Annotated in this window: 15 protein-coding genes; 7 read left to right on the top strand and 8 right to left on the bottom strand. The window is 45.5% G+C overall.

The window, feature by feature from the left end:
- Nucleotides 1-14: 14 nt before the first annotated feature.
- Genes glgP through B5Z18_RS05205 form a run of 4 tightly spaced genes read right to left on the bottom strand, consistent with a single transcriptional unit; the run spans nucleotide 15 to nucleotide 8,491 of the window.
- The gene (gene glgP / locus B5Z18_RS05220; RefSeq protein WP_079468328.1) at nucleotides 15-4,208 is read right to left on the bottom strand and encodes an alpha-glucan family phosphorylase; all 4,194 of its coding nucleotides are present in this window, start codon (nucleotides 4,206-4,208) and stop codon (nucleotides 15-17) included.
- Nucleotides 4,171-5,217: a polysaccharide deacetylase family protein gene (locus tag B5Z18_RS05215; RefSeq protein WP_079468327.1), complete on the bottom strand. Its 1,047-nt coding sequence runs from the start codon at nucleotides 5,215-5,217 to the stop codon at nucleotides 4,171-4,173. The genes glgP and B5Z18_RS05215 overlap by 38 nt, the downstream gene beginning before the upstream one ends.
- Before the next feature lie 17 nt (nucleotides 5,218-5,234).
- Nucleotides 5,235-6,521, bottom strand: a complete 1,287-nt coding sequence (locus B5Z18_RS05210) for a glycosyltransferase family 4 protein (RefSeq protein ID WP_079468326.1) — start codon at nucleotides 6,519-6,521, stop codon at nucleotides 5,235-5,237.
- 11 nt (nucleotides 6,522-6,532) lie between these two features.
- The gene (locus tag B5Z18_RS05205) at nucleotides 6,533-8,491 is read right to left on the bottom strand and encodes an amylo-alpha-1,6-glucosidase (protein ID WP_079468325.1); all 1,959 of its coding nucleotides are present in this window, start codon (nucleotides 8,489-8,491) and stop codon (nucleotides 6,533-6,535) included.
- A 188-nt stretch (nucleotides 8,492-8,679) separates the two neighbouring features.
- Here B5Z18_RS05205 and B5Z18_RS05200 point away from each other — a divergent pair, with 188 nt between their 5' ends.
- A complete protein-coding gene (locus tag B5Z18_RS05200; protein WP_159454201.1) occupies nucleotides 8,680-9,834 on the top strand; it encodes a S1C family serine protease in 1,155 nt (384 codons plus the stop codon).
- 24 nt (nucleotides 9,835-9,858) lie between these two features.
- On the opposite strand, the gene B5Z18_RS32445 is transcribed toward B5Z18_RS05200, so the two are convergent.
- Together B5Z18_RS32445 and B5Z18_RS05195 are read right to left on the bottom strand one after the other, a co-directional pair.
- Nucleotides 9,859-10,032, bottom strand: coding sequence for a hypothetical protein (locus tag B5Z18_RS32445; RefSeq protein WP_159454200.1), 174 nt, complete (start codon nucleotides 10,030-10,032; stop codon nucleotides 9,859-9,861).
- A gap of 20 nt (nucleotides 10,033-10,052) precedes the next feature.
- Complete coding sequence (locus B5Z18_RS05195; RefSeq protein WP_079468323.1) at nucleotides 10,053-10,889, bottom strand: universal stress protein; 837 nt, start codon at nucleotides 10,887-10,889, stop codon at nucleotides 10,053-10,055.
- A 191-nt stretch (nucleotides 10,890-11,080) separates the two neighbouring features.
- On the opposite strand from B5Z18_RS05195, the gene B5Z18_RS05190 reads away from it, so the two are divergent.
- The 5 genes from B5Z18_RS05190 to B5Z18_RS05170 all read left to right on the top strand — a co-directional run bounded on the left by B5Z18_RS05190 (nucleotide 11,081) and on the right by B5Z18_RS05170 (nucleotide 15,307).
- Nucleotides 11,081-11,533 carry an Hsp20/alpha crystallin family protein gene (locus tag B5Z18_RS05190; protein ID WP_079468322.1) on the top strand — a complete coding sequence of 151 codons (453 nt, stop codon included), beginning with the start codon at nucleotides 11,081-11,083 and terminating at the stop codon, nucleotides 11,531-11,533.
- Nucleotides 11,534-11,597: 64 nt separating this feature from the next.
- Nucleotides 11,598-12,431: a hypothetical protein gene (locus B5Z18_RS05185; RefSeq protein ID WP_079468321.1), complete on the top strand. Its 834-nt coding sequence runs from the start codon at nucleotides 11,598-11,600 to the stop codon at nucleotides 12,429-12,431.
- A gap of 21 nt (nucleotides 12,432-12,452) precedes the next feature.
- A complete protein-coding gene (locus B5Z18_RS05180; RefSeq protein WP_079468320.1) occupies nucleotides 12,453-13,289 on the top strand; it encodes a universal stress protein in 837 nt (278 codons plus the stop codon).
- Nucleotides 13,290-13,301: 12 nt separating this feature from the next.
- The gene (locus B5Z18_RS05175; protein ID WP_079468319.1) at nucleotides 13,302-13,817 is read left to right on the top strand and encodes a flavodoxin domain-containing protein; all 516 of its coding nucleotides are present in this window, start codon (nucleotides 13,302-13,304) and stop codon (nucleotides 13,815-13,817) included.
- Nucleotides 13,817-15,307 carry a L,D-transpeptidase family protein gene (locus tag B5Z18_RS05170; protein WP_079468318.1) on the top strand — a complete coding sequence of 497 codons (1,491 nt, stop codon included), beginning with the start codon at nucleotides 13,817-13,819 and terminating at the stop codon, nucleotides 15,305-15,307. Before B5Z18_RS05175 ends, B5Z18_RS05170 begins: the two co-directional genes overlap by 1 nt.
- Here B5Z18_RS05170 and B5Z18_RS05165 read toward each other — a convergent pair whose 3' ends face one another.
- Both B5Z18_RS05165 and B5Z18_RS05160 read right to left on the bottom strand, forming a co-directional pair.
- On the bottom strand, nucleotides 15,308-16,810 hold the full coding sequence (locus B5Z18_RS05165; RefSeq protein ID WP_079468317.1) for a hypothetical protein: 1,503 nt from the start codon (nucleotides 16,808-16,810) through the stop codon (nucleotides 15,308-15,310).
- Nucleotides 16,811-16,847: 37 nt separating this feature from the next.
- Nucleotides 16,848-17,717 carry a restriction endonuclease gene (locus B5Z18_RS05160; protein ID WP_079468316.1) on the bottom strand — a complete coding sequence of 290 codons (870 nt, stop codon included), beginning with the start codon at nucleotides 17,715-17,717 and terminating at the stop codon, nucleotides 16,848-16,850.
- 158 nt (nucleotides 17,718-17,875) lie between these two features.
- Between B5Z18_RS05160 and B5Z18_RS05155 the strand changes: the two genes are divergently transcribed.
- Complete coding sequence (locus tag B5Z18_RS05155; protein WP_159454199.1) at nucleotides 17,876-18,328, top strand: DUF2267 domain-containing protein; 453 nt, start codon at nucleotides 17,876-17,878, stop codon at nucleotides 18,326-18,328.
- Nucleotides 18,329-18,380 lie beyond the last annotated feature (52 nt).

The following is an 18,380-nucleotide window of genomic DNA, read 5'->3' as shown; positions in this document are numbered from 1 at the left end:
CTGTTTTATAATGATTAAATCCAGGTCATCAACGGAAAGTCCTGCCGGTTAGGCAGCAGCGGATGCCTGGGGAAAATTCTGAAGCCATAAACAGCAGCACCGGAAAACGGCAGCTGTATCTGGCAGGAATAAGTAATCCTGTTATGGTCGACTGCTTCAACCGTTAACTCCTGTACAGTTATGTAATTGTCTGGTTGTTCTTTGGTATAGAAAACGACTTCCAAACCGATTTCATCTGCATGTAAAGTTCCGATAGAAAGGTTTATCCTTGCCCGGAAAGTTTCCCCGGGGGATTGCAGGTGATAACTTCCCTGAGGTTCTTCGATTGTCATTACATGTATTTCCTGCCATGTGCTGCGGACTCTTTTTTTCCAGGCTACCAGGTCCCTGGTGTTTTTACAGTCTGCTGCCAGTAAAAGTTTACTCCTGTTGTATAATTGCCCGTAACTGCGGTTATATTCATTGATGGCGCGATTCATGTCAAATTGCGGTGTTATACCGGATAAGCCTTTTCTAATCATATTAATCCATTTTTCAGGCAATCCTTCGGTATTGCGTTCAAAGAAAAGCGGTATAATTTCCTTTTCCAGCAGATCGTATACTACGGCTGCATCGCATTGATCGCGGTAAGCATCCTGTTCCGGATGGCTGCTGATTTCCAATGTCCATCCTGCATTTTCACGGTTTGCCTCTGCCCACCAGCCTTCCTTCGGGCTGCAATGGAGAACGCCGTTGCAAACGGCTTTCATACCGCTGGTACCGGAAGCTTCCATGTTATGTTCCGGTGTGTTTAGCCATACATCCACTCCTTGTGTCAGCAATGCCGCCAATTCCATATCATAGTCTTCCAGGAACAAAATGCGCCCGTTTAATGCCGGCATCTGTGATGCCGTTATCACTTTTTTTAACAGCGCAATGCCATCCGCGTCATTGGGATGAGCTTTGCCGGCAAGAATAATTAACACCGGATATTGGGTATTGTTGACGATGGCAGCCAACCGTTTTATATCGGTAAACAGCAACCAGGCTCTTTTGTAGGAAGCGAACCGTCTTGCAAAGCCAATCACCAACGTATCCCGGGTTATATCTTCCCCCAGGAAATCATTTTTTTTAATAATTTCATAAAGCGCGGGAGCTGTTGGTTGTCTGTTGATAATGCCCTGCCACATATCCCTCTTCAGTTTTTTCCGTATGTTCCATATCGTGTTATCGGGGATCTGATACGTTTTGTCAGCCATGATATCTTTATAATAAGGCTGCCAGGCAGGAGCCATCCAGGTAGGCAGGTGTATGCCATTGGTGATGCTGGTGATATGCAGTTCATCGGGTTTGAAATGCTTCCACAGGGGATTCAGTATGTTGCAGGATATCCCGCGGTGCTGTTTGCTTACTGCATTTATTTCCTGTGAAAGATTGGCTGCGAAGTGTAACATGGAAAATCCTCCGGAGGAGTGTTCTTCTTCCGCGCTGCCAAGTTTCATCAGGATATTCCAGTCGATGTTAAAATCTTTCGCCAGGTAAGACAGATATGTTCTGAGTAATATTTCATCGAAAACATCCTTTGCCGCCGCCACGGCAGTATGTGTAGTGAACTGGGTGGTGCATTTAACAATCTCCATCGCTTCGTCAAAGCTCAGATGACATTGCTGCATGATGCTACGTATCCGTTCCAGGACAGTAAATGCTGCGTGGCCTTCGTTGATGTGATACAGATCAGGTTGAATGCCCAACGCATTCAGCATTTTCACACCACCTATGCCAAGCAGGATCTCCTGTTTCAATCTCATTTCAGGATCACTGCTGTATAGCTGCGCTGATATCAGCCGGTCGTCCTCATTATTGGCTGCCAGGTCTGTATCCAGCAGGTACAGGGTGATACGTCCCACATCTACCTTCCAGACGGCAGCATGTATAATGCGGCCGGGGAAGGCCAGTTCAATACTTACCGCTTCACCCTGATTATTTTGCGCAGGGAAAACCGGCAGATTTTCCGTTTCCGTTATATCCGGTATGGCCAGTTGCCCGCCGGCGGGGGATATTTTTTGTTTAAAGTACCCGCGCTTATACAGGAGTCCGGCTGCCACCATGTTCAACCCGTTATCGCTTGCAGCCTTGATATAATCGCCGGCCAGCACCCCCAGTCCTCCTGCATAAAATTTCAGATCCGTATGCAGGCCATATTCCATACAGAAATATGCTATTAGCGGCAACTGTTTATCAGAGGGCTGCATATACTTTTGATAGGCATCTGATATTGTTTGCTGCATTCCCAGGAAAGCAGTGTCTTTTTCAAGCCTGAGGAGATTGCCGGGGCTGATCGTTTTCAGTAAGAGGCGCGGATTTTGTTTGCACCGGTCCCATTCGTTATTACCGGCGTATGCGTATAGTGCGCGTGCCTCCGGATTCCACGACCACCAGAGGTTTCGGCTGATGTCCTGTAATGGTTGCAGGGGAGTTGGTAATACCGGTTGCACATTTATCTCTCTCCATACAGGTGTTGATTCCGGCATGGCCTGAGCGGTTACTTCGGCCGGAGACGCCTGGGGCTTATTGCAGAAGAGTTGTTCCCGCTGAGTACTTTTCTGCAGCGCAAGGTCGTAAGCCCGGTAGTAATAAATAAGAAGATGATCCCAAAGGAACTGTTCTGCTATATGAGCGGCGTCCTCCCTGGCAGCAGCTACAGAAGATGCTGTGTGTGCGGCATAATTGCTGATAATTCCGGCGATGCCGGCTGCGGCTTCGCGTTCATTATTATCATTTCTCTCTATTATAAATATCCCTTTGCCGTTAACCCCGGGCAATTTACTCACTGCACTGCCAAATCCTGAAATGTTGGTAGAAACAGCCGGAATATGAAATGCGGCGCTTTCCAGCGGAGTATAACCCCAGGGCTCATAATAGGAGGGGAATATCGCCAGGTCGAAGCCGATAAGCGTATCATAGTAGCTGAGGTTAAATATTCCATCTGCCCCGTTGAGGTAAACAGGTGCATAAATAATCTTTACATGATTGGCCGGTGCATTGTCCAGTTGCTGTTGCCGGATATGATTTAATATAGGGTCTGTGTCGGCTCCCAGCAAATTATGCGTCAGTATTTCCCCGGTCCGGGAAACAGGCGGCGTTTGCAGTAATAAGTTATCCTGCAATATTTTACGGGGACCGGTATGATTGGCAGGAACAAAAATAAATGCCAGGATGTTCCGTTTTATTTCTTTTGATTTATTTACGAGTGAAATGGCGTCAATAAAAGTGTTAATCCCTTTATTCCTGTATTCATATCTGCCGCTTTTGATAACCAGCAGCGTATCTTCCGGTTGTTGCTGACCGAAAAGAGCAGTGGCCACATTTAATAAAATACTTCTTGCTTTGGCGCGCCTTGTGTTATACAATAGAGGACCGGGCACTATATCCGCATCAAACCCGTTTGGCGTAATAAAGTCGGGATATTTACCAAGAAATTTTTCGCATTCTTTTGCCGTGAAGCTGCTTACGCATGTGAAGCAATCGGCCGTATGGGCTGCAATTTTTTCCAGGGAATGTTTGGAGATGATATGGAAGTCCCTGGCAGACTGTTCTGCATTAAAGCTCTCAAAGCCGGTATAAAAGGGCATGCCGCTGCCGGCTATTGCCCGGCCGCATACAGTGGCATGTGTGGTAAATACAGTGGCTATCTGGGGAATGTTTTCTTCGAGGTATAAAATTCCTGTACCCGTCATCCATTCATGGAACTGGGCAATAATATGATCTGTAGCGTTGAGATGGCAGTAGTAAAATCCTTCTATAATCTTACCCGCTGCGTATCCAAACATGGCGGGTTCTATATAGTCCCATTGACCGGACAGGGAATCTAAACGGTACTTTGTCCAGAAATGTGTAAAAATCTCATTCTTCTGCTGGAAAAAAGGAGTAAAGTCTACAAGGATAACCAATGGATTCCCGGCAATATTCCACCTGCCTGTTCGTACTCTCATCCCGGTTTTTTGCATATGTTTTTTCCAGGTAGGAAACAGGTTTTTGTCTTCTGTAAATTCCGGGTTGCCGGTAATCCCGGCAGGCAGGTCGGGGCCGATCATAATCAGCCGGTTGCCCCATTGCTCCTCCAGTAAGCGCGCCTTGGTTGCCAATACGGTGTGTATACCACCCACTTTATTGCATACTTCCCAGCTTACCTCAAATATATAATCCGGCTTCCAGCGTATATCGCCCATGAGGAGTGATTTTTTTCTTTTCCAGAGAGTTGTCTGTGCGCAGGGAGAAATCTGTCAGCACATTCATGTAATTAATGAAGGCATCAAAAGGACTATCAAAAGGACTCAGGGAATTCCCGGGATCCTGGATGCCCATATAATAGAAATGATCAGCGCTTTGGAGGTATGACCAGTCCTGCTTCAGCTGGTCATCGTCAGTGGCGCGCACTTTTTTTCCGAGTGCGTACAAGGTATCGAAGGCATCCTGTTGCATATCATTGTTCAGCCAGGGACGCAGATCATAATTTTCTTCCTGCGGGATGGTGATTTGCGGCCTCATAAGGGAAGCTACTGCCGGCAATAGTTTTGTTACACCTTCCGGTCGCAGCAGATGATTGTTTTGCAGCAATATTTCATTGGGTAAGTATTGGGCAAAAGTGCTTATCACGTCTGCATGTTCATGAAATTTGCCAAAGGTCTGGTAATCTATGAACAGGTTGATAATTTTATTTTCCAGGGAAGCACCATTGGTGAGTGTGGCAACAAAACCCATCGCTGCTGCCATATCAGCGATTTTGTTATTGTAGATCTGTTCTGTGTTACGAAATACCCGGGGTGTTTTTCCAAATAAAGCAGCTACTCTGGCGGTATGTTTTTTTACCTGGAGATTAAATTCCTCACTGCTTTTTAATGCAGCAAGTGAATGGCTGTAAGTGTCGGACATAAATTCCACGCAGCCTGTATCCGCGAGCGCCCGGAAGCTTTCAATCAGTTCGGGCATATACCTTTCAAATTGATCCAATGCTGTACCTGAAATGGAAAAGTTTACATGAAGCTGCCGGTTACCTGCCTTTATTAGTTTCATCAATGCGCGGTTGGCCGGTAAATAGGATTGCAGTGATACCTGCCTGAGTATTTCACTGTTTAACATTTCATCGTAATAGGGCACTCCGTTGCCTATATCCATAAATGAAAACCTGTTTAGCCGGAAGGGCTGGTGTACCTGGAAATAAAGACAGATATTTTTCATAGAGAATAATGATTAAATTAATAAGTAGAAGTGAGATGTTCATATACTTTTTTAATATGGTACGCTTGTTTTTCCCAGTTAAGAGCGTTCAGTTCCTGTGTACTTTCACGTTTCAGTAAGCGATGTATACCCTTGTAGCTGGCCAGTGCATGTATACAATTGGCCATATCGGAAGTATCCGGGCTATCTATTTTCAATGCATACTGTAATACTTCCTGGACACCTGATTGCCTCGAAATAATAACGGGCACGCCGGCCCTGATGGCTTCCAGCGGGATAATGCCGAATGGTTCTGAAACCGAAGGCATTACAAATACGTCACTGATAGCCAGTAATTTTTCCAGTTCTGCGCCTTTGAGGAAACCGGGAAAATGAAAGTAGCGTGAAATACGCAGCTGGGCTGCATATGAAATCATCGCTTTTAACATATCTCCGCTTCCGGCCATCACGAAGCGGAACGACTTATCTACTCTCAATATCTTAGCTGCGGCCTCAATGAAATAAGCCGGTCCTTTCTGATAGGTAATTCTGCCAGCAAAGGTGATGACCTTTTCATTGAAGGGTTTTGACGGTAGGCTCTTATGTTTTTCAGCGACCGGTAACACTGCGTTATGAATAGTCACCACTTTTTCAGGAGGAATGGAGTAGCGATCGATGATAACCTTTCTTGTCAGTTCACTTACCGCGATAACTTTGTCGGCTTTCAGCATCCCCAGGCGTTCGGTTTCATACACCTGCATATTGATATTGCTTCCTGAGCGGTCAAATTCAGTGGCGTGAACATGTACCACCAATGGTTTTCCACTTGCTGCGCTGGCCATGATACCGGCGGGGAAGGCGAGCCAGTCGTGCACATGGATCACATCAAAATTATGTTGGGTGGCAATAGCAGCAGCTGTTAAAGCGTATTGCCATACTTCTTTCATCAGGTTTTTTCCATAGCCTCCTGTAAAAGGGTATCGCATTATTGGCCCATGACTGGTTTGCTTACTTTCAACAGTGGATGTTTGGGCCGATACAGCAAATGTTTCCGGGCTGTGATAGGGCACCACCGGGCTATTCACTTCAAAGTAGGAGAATGTTTCCTGTAATTTTTCTGTATGTGCATAAGGCAATGGAATTTCTACATCGCCGGCGCCAACTACTTTAATTTCCCCGGCATCTTCATTGCCATGTTTTTTGGGTACCACAAACAGTACCTTCACGTTATTAGCTGACAGTCCGGTTGCTATACCAAGACATGCCGTACCTAATCCTCCGGAAATATGTGGTGGAAATTCCCAGCCAAACATTAGCACCTGCATATAAAATATATTTACTGTTTATGATTATTTAATATATTCCTGAACCGTAAAAGTTCTGCTACACTCCATGCCTGGGAAACGGCGCCGCCAGCCCGGTGAGGGAAGTCGCCGTCAAATACTTCTGCCATTGTATAAAGGCAGCTTTCGGCAAGGGCCGGCGCCAGGCCCTCGTATATTTCTTCCAGCAGCCAGCGTCCTTCCTGCCCGTATACCTTCAGGTATCCTTCCGCAAAATGACCCAGCATCCACGGCCAAACAGTGCCCTGGTGATAGGCCCTGTCGCGGGTGGATTGATCACCGCCATAATGCCCCAGATAACACGTATCATGCGGGGATAAGGTTCGCAGCCCTCTTGGCGTGAGGAGTTCTTCTTTTACTTTATCCATCACCGCCTTTTGCTGTTCTTCCGTCAGCGGAGAGAAAGGAAGTGAAACCGCAAATAATTGATTGGGACGTACGGACCAATCCAGGTATGAACCATTGACGCAATCGGCCAGGTATTTTTTTTCGGGATTCCAGAAACAGTTTACAAAAGAGGTCCTGATTTTTTCGGGATAAGCGGCCCACTCTTTTACAAAGTTTTTATCACCGGCTTCTGTGGCAACCTGCAGACAGAAACAAACGGCGTTGTACCAGAGGGCATTTATTTCTACCGCTTTTCCGCTGCGGGGGGTAACCGGTTGATTATCTACTATTGCGTCCATCCAGGTGAGGGCATATCCTTCTTCTCCGGCATGTATTAATCCATCTTCCTCCATCCTGATGCCAAACAGGGTACCTTGCCTGTAGTGTTCCAGTATACTGGTGAGAGAAGATCCATAGATCTCCCAGAGTTTTTCTCCGTTTATATAGTACCGCACAAATTGCTGCATGGCCCAAACCAGCCAGAGGGAAGCATCAGCCGTATTGTAAGTGGCATGGGTACCACTGCCGGTGTTAGGGATTACGCCGTCTTTCATGTCTTCCAGCAAAGTGTCCGCTATTTTCCTGAAGTAGTATACATCTCCGGTCAGTAAGGTTAGCCCGGGAAGTGATATACAGGTGTCCCTTCCCCAGGAGCCAAACCAGTAATACCCGGCTTTGATAATAGTTCGTTTATCTTTTCTGATGATAAACCGGTGGGCACTGTTCCTCAGATAATCACATATGGTTACCGGTGTTTTTTGTTCTCTCAGCAAGTTGGTGACCCGTATTGGTATCCTTTCCATATTGGCTGCTTTTACCCCTGCAGCAAAGAAAACGGATTGACCGGCTTCCAGTTTCAGTTCAAAATAGCCTGGTGTATACAGATCTTCCAGGTATTCATATCCTCTTTTTTGTTCTTCCGGGTAAGTAAAGTTATAGTACCAGTTGGCCGCTGGAATGAATTTTCCATTGACTGAAGTTTGCAGGTAAAGCGGTGTGTAACCAGGATATAATTGGATAGAGCATCCGTTTGTAACCGGGGTAATAGTACCGTTTACCTGGTTATTGTGATGCGTGAGGGCATGCATATTCCTGAATGCCAGTAAAGGCATCAGCTGGAGCGTGATAGCTGAATCGGCCTCCTGCAATGTATACTTAACATATAAGGTATTGTCCATTGTAAGAAACAGCCATTCTTTCACCAGCACCATGTTACCAAATCTGTAGGTCCAGGTTGGAATAATGTTGTTACCGAATGTATGAATATGACGGAATCCGTCAGGATAATATGTATCCGGGTAGCAATGTGTATTTAACTGCCAGGTTTGACCATCTTTTAGCACCGACTCGTCCAGGGAGGATAACAACACGTGGTTGTCTTCACCCAGCTGTGGCTGCGGCGTTACAAGCATTCCGTGATACTTTCTGCTGTTATACCCGCACAAAGTGGTTGCTGCATATGTACCGTTATCACTGACCAGCAGCAACTCCCGGCAGTCGGGTTGTCCTGTATGATCCAACACCAGTTTGTTAAACAGCGGTTGTTTTTTTTCAGTGATTTGCATGAGTGAAATAAATTCAGATATATCCCAAATGTATTAAGGTGGCGTATGTTTATTCATGACTATGATTAGCCGGGTATATGATTATTATCAATCTTCCGGTTACTTTGATCAGCATCATCAGGAAGGGTGACGAATGTCATTACCAGGGCTGAATGGGTACATTACTTTTAACGCTTAAAAAAAGAAGTATGAAAAAGTCCCCCCTGTTATTCGCCTGGTTTTTATGCTGTTATTTTTATGCCGCCAATTGTATGGCCCAGGAGAAACCAATGATCATTACTTCTCCGGGGATGCCATTTGTTTCGCTGGAAGAAAGGCAGCTGATACAAAATGAACAGGTTGACTTCAATTTGCCAAAACCAACCGGTATCAATACCAGTTTCCGGTATGCTGCCGCCAGGGCTATACCTGGAGTGGTACATATTATTGCCACCTATGAACCAGGTTTTAAAGGACTGGAAGAATACGGTTTCCGGGCCAGGGAGGATCATCCCGGTATGTCTCCGGCTGTTCTTGAACAGGGACCTGTAACAGGAAGCGCTTCAGGCGTGATTATAACACCCGACGGCTATGTGGTAACCAATTACCACGTTGCCAATCGGGCAGAAAGCCTGGAAGTGGTGTTGGCAAACAGGCGCTCTTTCAAAGCGCGTATAATAGGAATGGATTCTCTTACAGATATAGCGCTGCTGAAAATCAGTGAGCAGTCATTGCCTTTTATACGCTTTGGCAATATGGATTCTGTGGCAGTGGGAGATTGGGTACTGGCTATCGGAAGCCCGATGGGCATGAATTCCACCGTTACTGCCGGAATAGTGAGCGCCAAATCAAGGATTTTTACCAGCCAGGAGGAGCAGGGCCAGTTGTCTTCTTTTATACAAACAGATGCAGTAATGAACAGCGGCAATAGCGGTGGTGCATTGGTAGACATCAATGGCAGGCTTATCGGTATAAATGTCGGTATACTTACGCCAACAGGAAATTTTGCAGGTTATTCTTTTGCCATACCGGTGGAAGTGGTAAAAAAAGTATGCAATGATTTATTGCGCAACGGACGGGCTATACGCGCTTCGCTGGGTGTATATATTTCCAACACACCTGGTATGCCGGGTGTGTTGGTGTATAAACTGGTGGACAAGGGCGCCGCTGCAAAAGGAGGTATCCAGGTAGAGGATATCATTAAAGAAATTGACAACGGAGAGATACGAAGTGTTGGAGATATCCAGCAAACATTGGTACTGCATCACCCTGGTGATAAAATACACCTGAAAGTGATACGGAAGGGGAAACTGGTTAGCTGCGAAGTAATACTGGGTGGCACGCAGGGAGTAATGGAAATGTAAGGGCAGGGCCTGACAGCGCCTGCCTTAGTATTGATACCGGATGAATATTTCATACAGCAGTTCCATAAAATAAACGGCCAGCCTGATAAGCAAAGTGTATGTTGCAACAGGAAGCAGCAGGGCTACCGCCCAGGACAGTATCTTTTCCACATAGGCAGATACATGATGTATTGACGGAAGGTGAAGTACGCGTTGCATAAATCTACTTTTTAATGATTTTAATAATGGGTGATGAAAACGGGATATGCCAGCGTTTTAATGAGAAGATCTGCATGACTGTGTCTGAATAATCTTGATACCATATTTCTGCCATAGGCGCCCATTACTACCAGTGCATGTTGTTTCCTGAGCAGGTAGTCGAACAGCGCTTTTTCTGAGCCGCCTTTTATGGTAGTGATATCTGCATACTCAAAGTGTTTGCTGAGCCAGTTGGTTATCCTTTTCTTTTCATCACCCTTAATTTCTTCTTCTTTAATTTGCACTACAGTGGCCCTGGCTTCACCAAGTTCAGGTAAAGTATAAGTTAATTGCTTCATGGCAAATACCGCGGATGGGCTGCCATCGTAACAAAATACAATTTCTTCTATTGGTGTAAAGGAGGACGGGGCGATAATTACCGGACACTGAGCGGAAATAAGAAGTTTCTGGAGAAAGGGAGAGGGCGCTTCCTGGATTTTTGAAATATCGGAAACTGCTGCATCTGCGATGATCAGGTCTGCAAACCTGCTTTCTTCTATAATGTCTTCCAGTGCCGGTCCATTAATATATTTCGAATACGCCGCTATTCCCTTTTCATCACATGTTTCTTCGAACAGCCGGATATGGTCCTCTGCTTTTCTGGTTTTTCTGCCGTATTCCGGGAGATCACGGGATGTAATACTTTCCACATAGGGCATTCCGTAAACTTTTTTTATTTCCGGTTTATCTGCGTATGTATCTTTTTCAAAAAAGAGCCCGGTGAGCCTTGACCGCGTAATGTCGGACAGGTAACAGGCGAAGTTTATTGCGCTGAGGGTAGGAGTAGCGCCGCATACCACCAATAGTATTTTTTCCATAGTTTTTTTTCTTAAAGTTAACCCGGAAGACTCCCGGCAACTATGATTGCGGTCAGCCTGTAGTATGATTATGGACACAACGGGGCAGGTATGATTACAATCAGGATCTCTATTGAGATTGATCATTTTTTCATGCCCCGGTACGCGATAGTTTAGCATAAAATTATTAACCAAAAACAAGGAGGTATTTTATGTCATCTCAAGCACTAACCAAACGCAGCACACTTTTCCCATCATTATTTGATGATTTCTTTAAACCGTGGCGGGAATGGACTACTGATTTTAATGGTGGCCGGTCTTTAGCGGAGCTAACTGTTCCGGCAGTGAACGTGAGTGAAGACAAAGAGAGTTACAATCTGTCCGTTGCTGCTCCCGGTATGAAAAAGGAAGATTTCAGGATTAACCTGGAGGGCAATGTGCTTACTGTAAGCGCGGAAACAGAAAATGAAAAGGAAGAAAAGAATGAGAAATACAGCAGACGGGAATATAATTACAGCAGTTTTTCCCGCAGCTTTAATCTCCCTGAAAGTATCAGTAAAGAGAAAATTGAAGCACATTATGAAGAAGGGGTGTTAAAATTGAAGCTTCCCAAAAATGAGGATGCAAAAAAGAATGGTAAAAGCGTCCAGATAGCTGTTAAATAGATGCTGATCTGCAAGGCCCGGCCAGCCCATCTGACCGGGTTTTAAATCCTGAAAAAATAGTGTTATGAAAAAAATATTATTTGTAACAGATGCGGTAAGCTTTAACGGACCTAGCCTTGAATTTGCCTGTTATCTCTGTAATCTCACGCATTCAAAACTTACAGGTGTGTTTCTTGAAAACCAGGTATTGGAATTGAGATCGGCGGAGGATATCCGGGAAATTGCGGTCGGAAAACCAGTTCCGGGAATTGAATTGGAAGATCAGAAAAATCTCTTCAGAGATAAAAATATAGACCGGTTCAAAAATATCTGTGAGTCGAATGGCGTGAACTGCCTGGTACACCTGGATGCAGGTATGCCGGTTACGGAAGTGGTAAAGGAAAGCCGTTATGCCGACCTGATAGTATTGGATGCTGCTACGTCATTTTCATGGAGACCGGAAAGCATTCCAACAACATTTGTAAAGGAGGTACTGGAGAAATCGGAATGCCCGGTGGTGATAGCGCCGGAAGATTTTGACGGAGTTGACGAAATTATCTTCACTTACAACGGTAGCTGCTCATCAGTATTTGCGATGAAACAGTTCACGAACCTGTTCCCTCAGCTTGGAACATGTAAGGCAACCGTGCTGAGTGTAACAGAAACCGGTAAACCCATTAAAGGCGACGAAGCAAGGCTGCGGGAATGGCTGGATACGCACTACAATAACACGGAGATCCAGGTGGTGGAAGATGAAAGCGTTAGCACCCGTTTATTGGAATTTATGTTCAGCAAAGAAAAAGTATTTATTGTAATGGGAGCTTACGGACGGAGTGTTTTGTCCACCGCATTTGTTCCTAACCCGGCTACGCTGGTAGTAAAACTGGTGACGCAGCCTGTTTTTATCACTCATTATTAATTGTTTAAAACTATAATCACTATGAAAAAGATTATTGCTGCAATAGATGCGCTTCACTTTTCAGACGAACAGGTAGAAGCGTTTAAGTATATAGCCAGAGAGGCAGAAAGTCCTTTAACGGTGGTATGCCTGGATGATATTGTAAGTGAGCTGACACCAATGGGCACCATGTACCCGGGAGGTTATGCCTACAATTATGAACAGATTACTGCTGAGAGCAGGGCCGCGTTGGAATTCCAGCGGGATAAAAACCTGAAACAACTACATGAAATCTGTGATGGCAGTAATGTGGATATTAAGGTCCGGGAAACTGCAGGAGTACCGGCAGAGAAAGTAGTGGAAGAAAGCAGGTTTGCTGATCTTTTACTGATTGGTAACAGCACGTCATTTGCTACATTATACGATACAGACCCTCCCCGGTTTGTAAAAGATTTGCTGGCAGAAGCAGAGTGCCCGGTGATGGTTTTGCCGGAAGTGATGTCGCCGGTTAAAGAGATTATATTTTCCTATAATGGCACTTTTTCTTCCATGTATGCCATCAGGCAGTTCACCGAGCTTTTCCCGGGATATGCTGATATGCCGGTGAAAGTGGTGTATGTAGCGGAGAATAATAACAAGGTAATGCCCTGGGAACCCCAACTCCGGGAATACCTGGATATGCATTATGACACAGTGGAGTACATTATCCTGAATGGTGAGCCGGCAACGGAGTTCCTGGCATTACTGATTCACCGGAAAGACTGTATTGTTACTTACGGCGCGTACGGCAGGAGTGGTGTTTCCCGTTTTTTTCATCGCAGCGATGCTGATAACATTCTGCGTACAGTGAATATACCTGTATTCATTACTCATCCTTAAAATGAGCCGATCATGAAAGGTCTTATTATTTACAAAGGCAAATATGGCGCTACCCGTCAGTATGCGCTGTGGCTGGGAAGTATGTTGGGATGGCCGGTTATTCCGGCTGGTTCGGAAACCGCGCAGCAACTGGCAGATGCAGATTGCATTATCCTCGGTTCCAGTATTTACATTGGTAAACTACAGCTGCGTAAATGGCTGAAAGAGCATGGGGATATAATTATCAGTAAACGCCTGTTTCTTTTCCTGGTGTCAGGAACGCCTTCTTCAGATAAAGAAAAGCTGGAGGGCTACCTGACCACAAATATATCGGAATCCCTGAGGAGCAGGTGTGTGCCTTTCTTCCTGCCTGGAAAACTGGAATTTAATAAGCTTTCATGGATAGACAAGCTGCTACTGACCATTGGTTCCAAACTGGCCAGCGATAAAACGGATGACATCTCCATGGAAGATTATAATGACGTTAAAAAAGAACACCTGGAAGCCATTATCAATGCTGTCAGGAAGCTGAGTGAGGTGGCCGCGTGATGAAGTATATTATTTCACTCATAACGCTGCTGTTGTTTTCTCTTTTCACAACTGCCAGCGCGCTGCATTTGACGGATGATTCTGCTGCTGTGACTGTATTTTACGGCAGAATGCAACAACAGGTGGTGTGGTTGTCGCCCGGCAGGAAACCCGTTTTACAGCAGCTGATGGTTTTTTTTAAGCAGGCTCCTTTCCTGGGATTAGAAGAGAATGATTATCAGTCGCAGTTTATATATTCGATGGCGGAGGATACTCTGCGTACTTTACCCGATACCGATGCCGTTGCAGCCGACCGGCGTATTACGGCACAAGCTATCCGTTTCTTTTGTGATGTTGCCTACGGACCGGTGAATAGCGCGGCAGTAAGATATAATGGTTTGGCCGGATTGCCGGACAAACGGCCTGAGATGGCCCGTTTGCTGGCGGATTGTTTGCTGACCGACAGTTTTTCTTTTTTCCTTCAACATATTGAACCGGAGGCCGCCGCTTATGCGGCGGTTAAGAAGACCCTCACTTATTTTTATACTGCACTTTCAGATAGTGGTTTTGCAGAGACGCCTGTGGTATCGCTGAAAGCAGATACCACCAATATTGCCCTGATTAAAAGGTTAGGGCAGTTAGGATTCGGGGACAGTATAGAGGCCGGCCGGCTGCAGGAGAGCATCATAAAAGCGCAGGGAAAGTTCAATGTATTGAGTGACGGGGTATTGCGCAGCGGTTTTTTGCGTGCACTGAATGTTCCGTTTGTTTCCCGCATCAGGGAATTGAAAGTTGCATTGAATCATATCCGTTGGTTGTACAGCTACCGGCCATATACAAGCGTGGTGGTCAATATCCCATCCACCGGGCTGCAATTGTTCCAGGATAATAAACCAGTATTATATTCCAGGGTTATTACCGGAAAGAAGAGCACACCAACGCCTACATTGGCAAGCCGTATTACTGAGGTGGTATTATATCCCTATTGGATGGTTCCTCACAGAATTGCCACCAGGGAATTACTCCCCCGGATAAAACTGGATCGCAGCTATCTTGAAGACAACCAGTTTGAAATACTGGACAAGAAGGGCAGGATAGTAAATGCCGCTGATATTAACTGGCAATCTCTCAGTGCCGGCAATTTTCCTTATGTTATCCGTCAGAATACCGGTTGCGATAACTCCCTGGGCATTGTAAAGCTGAATTTTTATAGTCCGTTTACGGTGTACCTGCATGATACGCCTGGCAAAAACCTGTTTATGCTGAAGCAGCGGTTTTTCAGTCATGGCTGCATCAGGGTAGAAGAAGCGGCTTCGCTGGCACGTTTATTACTGGATGAGGCCAATGCTCAAACAATGGATAATCTTATTAAAAGCGGGCCGCAGGCGGATCAGAAACCAGTTGTGCTGCCGGTGAAAATACCTGCGCTGGTTTTTGTATTGTACAATACAGCCTGGCCGGATAATATGGGCGAGATCAGGTTTTATGAAGATGTTTATAACAGGTACTGATCAGCCTTTTTTCAGGAGTTGTACTTTATTCTTTTTGAATTTCTCAATTTCTTCCCAGCTTCCGGTGTTCAGGATATCATGCTTACCACAGGCAGCTCTTCTTGCCACCCATACTCCCAGTTGCATAAAATCGAAGTGAGGCAGGGTATGTGCATCTGTATCAATCACCAGTTTTACATTATTTTTTATCGCCGTTTTAACCAGTTCATCATTGAGATCCAGGCGGTTTGGGCGTGCATTGATTTCCATAGCTGTACCGGTGGCAGCGGCCCGTTCAAAAATGAGGTTCCAGTTAACCGGTGAGGGTTTCCGGGCGCCAATCAACCGGCCGCTGGGATGCCCTATACAATGCACATACGGGTTTTCGCAGGCTTTTATGATCCTGTCTGTGTTGTCGTGAGAGAAGCCGCTATGGATGGAGGCAATTACCCAGTCGAACTGCTTAAGCTGCTCATCTGTGAGACTTAAACGGCCATCTTCCAGGATATCTGTTTCTATACCTTTCTTTATAAAGTTAAAGCCCAGGTATTGATTAACCCGGTCTATTTCAGCGGATTGCCCGGCGAAATTTTCCGGTTGCAGTGAACCTATTGTTTTTTCATCAGATGCGTGGTCTGTAACTACGATGTACTGGTAGTGTGGAAAAACATGCAATACATAATGGGCAATGCGTTCAAAGCTCTCTTCGCCATCGCTCCAGTTGCTGTGGATCTGCATATCCCCTTTTATCTGGCCGAATGTGACCAGGGAAAACAGGGAATGTTTTGCCGCTGTAGTAATATTTGTTTCGTCTTCTCTTAATTCAGGATCCGGACATGTCATTTGCAGTTGTCCGTAAATATCTTCTTCGGTGTCCACGGCTATAAGTTTTCCTGTTTGCAGGTCCGACAACCCATTGGGACTAAACAGGAAGCCTTTTTCCCTGGCCTGGTTTTCAAGCCATTTATTATGCCATACCGGCCCGGTATAGTATAAAAGAGCGGCGGCATAATTTTTCTGGTCAGCCAGCCGGATATCCACCTGCATATGATTCTGTAAAAGGATGCTCACCCTTTCCCTGCCAGCTGCAATGATCCTTGTTACAGAAGGAAGCCTGCTGATTTTGTATATTAAATGTTTCCTGAGCGGCGCTTTTACCTGTAGCACCATATCGATATCGCCGATGGTGTCTTTTTTTCTTCTCAGGCTGCCGGTGAGTGCAGCCTTTTCTACTTCAGGGAATTGCTTTACGGCTCTCAGTATTTCTTCAGCAGCCAGCAGCGCGTCCCATAACTGAACGCGGGTATCTTTGGCGAGTTTCAGGGCCCGCCTGATATTTTCTACCTTTCCTGCAGTTAATCCTTTTATGTTGGCCAGCTGTCCTGATGCGACAGCGGTGTTACATTCATTGATGTTATTTATGCCCAGTTGTTCATGTATAGCCATAACATTGGTGGTACTGATCCCTTTAATCTCCAGCAGTTCAGACAGCGCTTCGGGGATTTTTTTTACCATGTTTTTCATATTGGTAGTTTTAATAGTTATCTGTTCCGGTGACTGTTTAAGCCATTTCCGGTTTTGTAAGTTCTTGGCAGAGATGCTGGGCTTCAGCTATCGCCAGATCTCTCCTGGGCGCGGCTATCCCTGCTTCTTCCAGGTATGATGCATGTTCCGCTAAAGTTTTGCACAGTATAATTCCTCTCTCCAGTAACCTGCATTTTTCGCTCCGGCTGAGTGTAGTAAGACAGGTAACCGGATATAAACCTGCCTTGTCAATGATATCCTTCAGGCTTTTCCCTGCGGGAAAGTCCCATGACATGAGATGTAATCCCATACATTGTGCGTATTGCACGGCGTCCGTTGAGAAGCGGGTATTGGTAATCAGCCATGCCTCGCAGTGTTGTTGTTTTTTTTCATGCGTGCTTTTCCATTGCCGTTCTATATCCCTGAATCTCGATTCAACATAAAGCGGGATCTTTACATCACAGAAAGTTCCCCGCTGCTGATGATATTTGCATTCCATGATATTGGTGATATTGTTTTTAACCGCCAGTATATCTACCTCATGTTTAACACAATGTCCTTCCAGTATCTGGTTGGTTGTTGCCGTGAAACCTTCCTGCCGGAATAGCTCGGCTACGTATTGTTCAAAGGGAAATCCTGATGGCCCAAGTTCAAATATGGCCTGTTTCAACTGGTATCTTCCGGCTGAAGGTTTCGACAGTTTCTTCAGCAACCCATATGCAGTCTTGTATATCATACGGGTCGGCATATTGGGATATACCTGCTGATATAACTCATCCAGAACCGTATCAATCACTTCTGGCCGGGCGCCGGACCTTTTCAGGGATTGCCTGATCTTTTCTGCAGAAAAAGGTACTGTAACTCCGGAGGCTTTGGTGACCAGTATTGATGGTTGTTTTGTTCCCATATGGATCTATGTTTGATAATACTAAAATTAGGATTTGATTCGGGGCCGTTAAATGACCGGTATTAGGTACTTATCTGATTATAATCACCTGCCGGTATGAGATGGGTCATTTATTTCAACCGCTGCAGGCAATAATTTGGTACCCTAAATCAGAGGTTATGTCAGGTTATTTTGATCATTATTCAGCTAAAGGAAATCACCTGTTAAGTGAGCTGGCAGCAGAACTCGGGGAGCGTGATAATATACCACGCGCTGCGAGGGTGTTACGATGCACACTGCATACATTGCGGCGTTGTTTAAGTATAGAAGAATCACTTCACTTTATATCACAGTTGCCTTTAATTATCAAAGGCGTGTATGTTGATGGCTGGAAGGTAAGTCACAAGGAGCGCATAAAAACCTGGGATGAATTTTTGCTGGATTTATTTGATGCAGACGGGGCACCGGCAGGCAGTGATTTTGAAGACAGAGAAAGTGCCGCCATAGCGGTTGCAGCGGTGCTAAGGGTATTAATGGCGCATGTTTCGGCAGGAGAGATGTCTGATATTATAGCACAATTGCCGGCGCAGTTAAAAAGCGCGCTCTTAGCGCTGATGACTAACGATTTTTAGGATTCCTTTCCCCGGAGAGATCCGGAAACCCGGTGGCGCGCTTTTTTGTGAT

It is taken from the genome of Chitinophaga ginsengisegetis, from assembly GCF_900168065.1.
Lineage (GTDB): Bacteria > Bacteroidota > Bacteroidia > Chitinophagales > Chitinophagaceae > Chitinophaga > Chitinophaga ginsengisegetis.
The sequence above is the reverse complement of the archived record's forward strand: the minus strand, read 5'-3'. Positions and strand labels throughout refer to the sequence as shown.

Excerpts from the sequence above, each read along its gene's own strand:
- B5Z18_RS05190 (WP_079468322.1), top strand. The coding sequence starts at position 11,081 with ATGTCATCTCAAGCACTAACCAAACGCAGCACACTTTTCCCATCATTA.
- glgP (WP_079468328.1), bottom strand. The coding sequence starts at position 4,208 with ATGGGCGATATACGCTGGAAGCCGGATTATATATTTGAGGTAAGCTGG.
- B5Z18_RS05215 (WP_079468327.1), bottom strand. The coding sequence starts at position 5,217 with ATGAAAAATATCTGTCTTTATTTCCAGGTACACCAGCCCTTCCGGCTA.
- B5Z18_RS05180 (WP_079468320.1), top strand. The coding sequence starts at position 12,453 with ATGAAAAAGATTATTGCTGCAATAGATGCGCTTCACTTTTCAGACGAA.
- B5Z18_RS05185 (WP_079468321.1), top strand. The coding sequence starts at position 11,598 with ATGAAAAAAATATTATTTGTAACAGATGCGGTAAGCTTTAACGGACCT.
- B5Z18_RS32445 (WP_159454200.1), bottom strand. The coding sequence starts at position 10,032 with ATGCAACGCGTACTTCACCTTCCGTCAATACATCATGTATCTGCCTAT.
- B5Z18_RS05210 (WP_079468326.1), bottom strand. The coding sequence starts at position 6,521 with ATGCAGGTGCTAATGTTTGGCTGGGAATTTCCACCACATATTTCCGGA.
- B5Z18_RS05195 (WP_079468323.1), bottom strand. The coding sequence starts at position 10,889 with ATGGAAAAAATACTATTGGTGGTATGCGGCGCTACTCCTACCCTCAGC.
- B5Z18_RS05205 (WP_079468325.1), bottom strand. The coding sequence starts at position 8,491 with ATGCAAATCACTGAAAAAAAACAACCGCTGTTTAACAAACTGGTGTTG.
- B5Z18_RS05165 (WP_079468317.1), bottom strand. The coding sequence starts at position 16,810 with ATGAAAAACATGGTAAAAAAAATCCCCGAAGCGCTGTCTGAACTGCTG.
- B5Z18_RS05155 (WP_159454199.1), top strand. The coding sequence starts at position 17,876 with ATGTCAGGTTATTTTGATCATTATTCAGCTAAAGGAAATCACCTGTTA.
- B5Z18_RS05200 (WP_159454201.1), top strand. The coding sequence starts at position 8,680 with ATGAAAAAGTCCCCCCTGTTATTCGCCTGGTTTTTATGCTGTTATTTT.
- B5Z18_RS05170 (WP_079468318.1), top strand. The coding sequence starts at position 13,817 with ATGAAGTATATTATTTCACTCATAACGCTGCTGTTGTTTTCTCTTTTC.
- B5Z18_RS05175 (WP_079468319.1), top strand. The coding sequence starts at position 13,302 with ATGAAAGGTCTTATTATTTACAAAGGCAAATATGGCGCTACCCGTCAG.
- B5Z18_RS05160 (WP_079468316.1), bottom strand. The coding sequence starts at position 17,717 with ATGGGAACAAAACAACCATCAATACTGGTCACCAAAGCCTCCGGAGTT.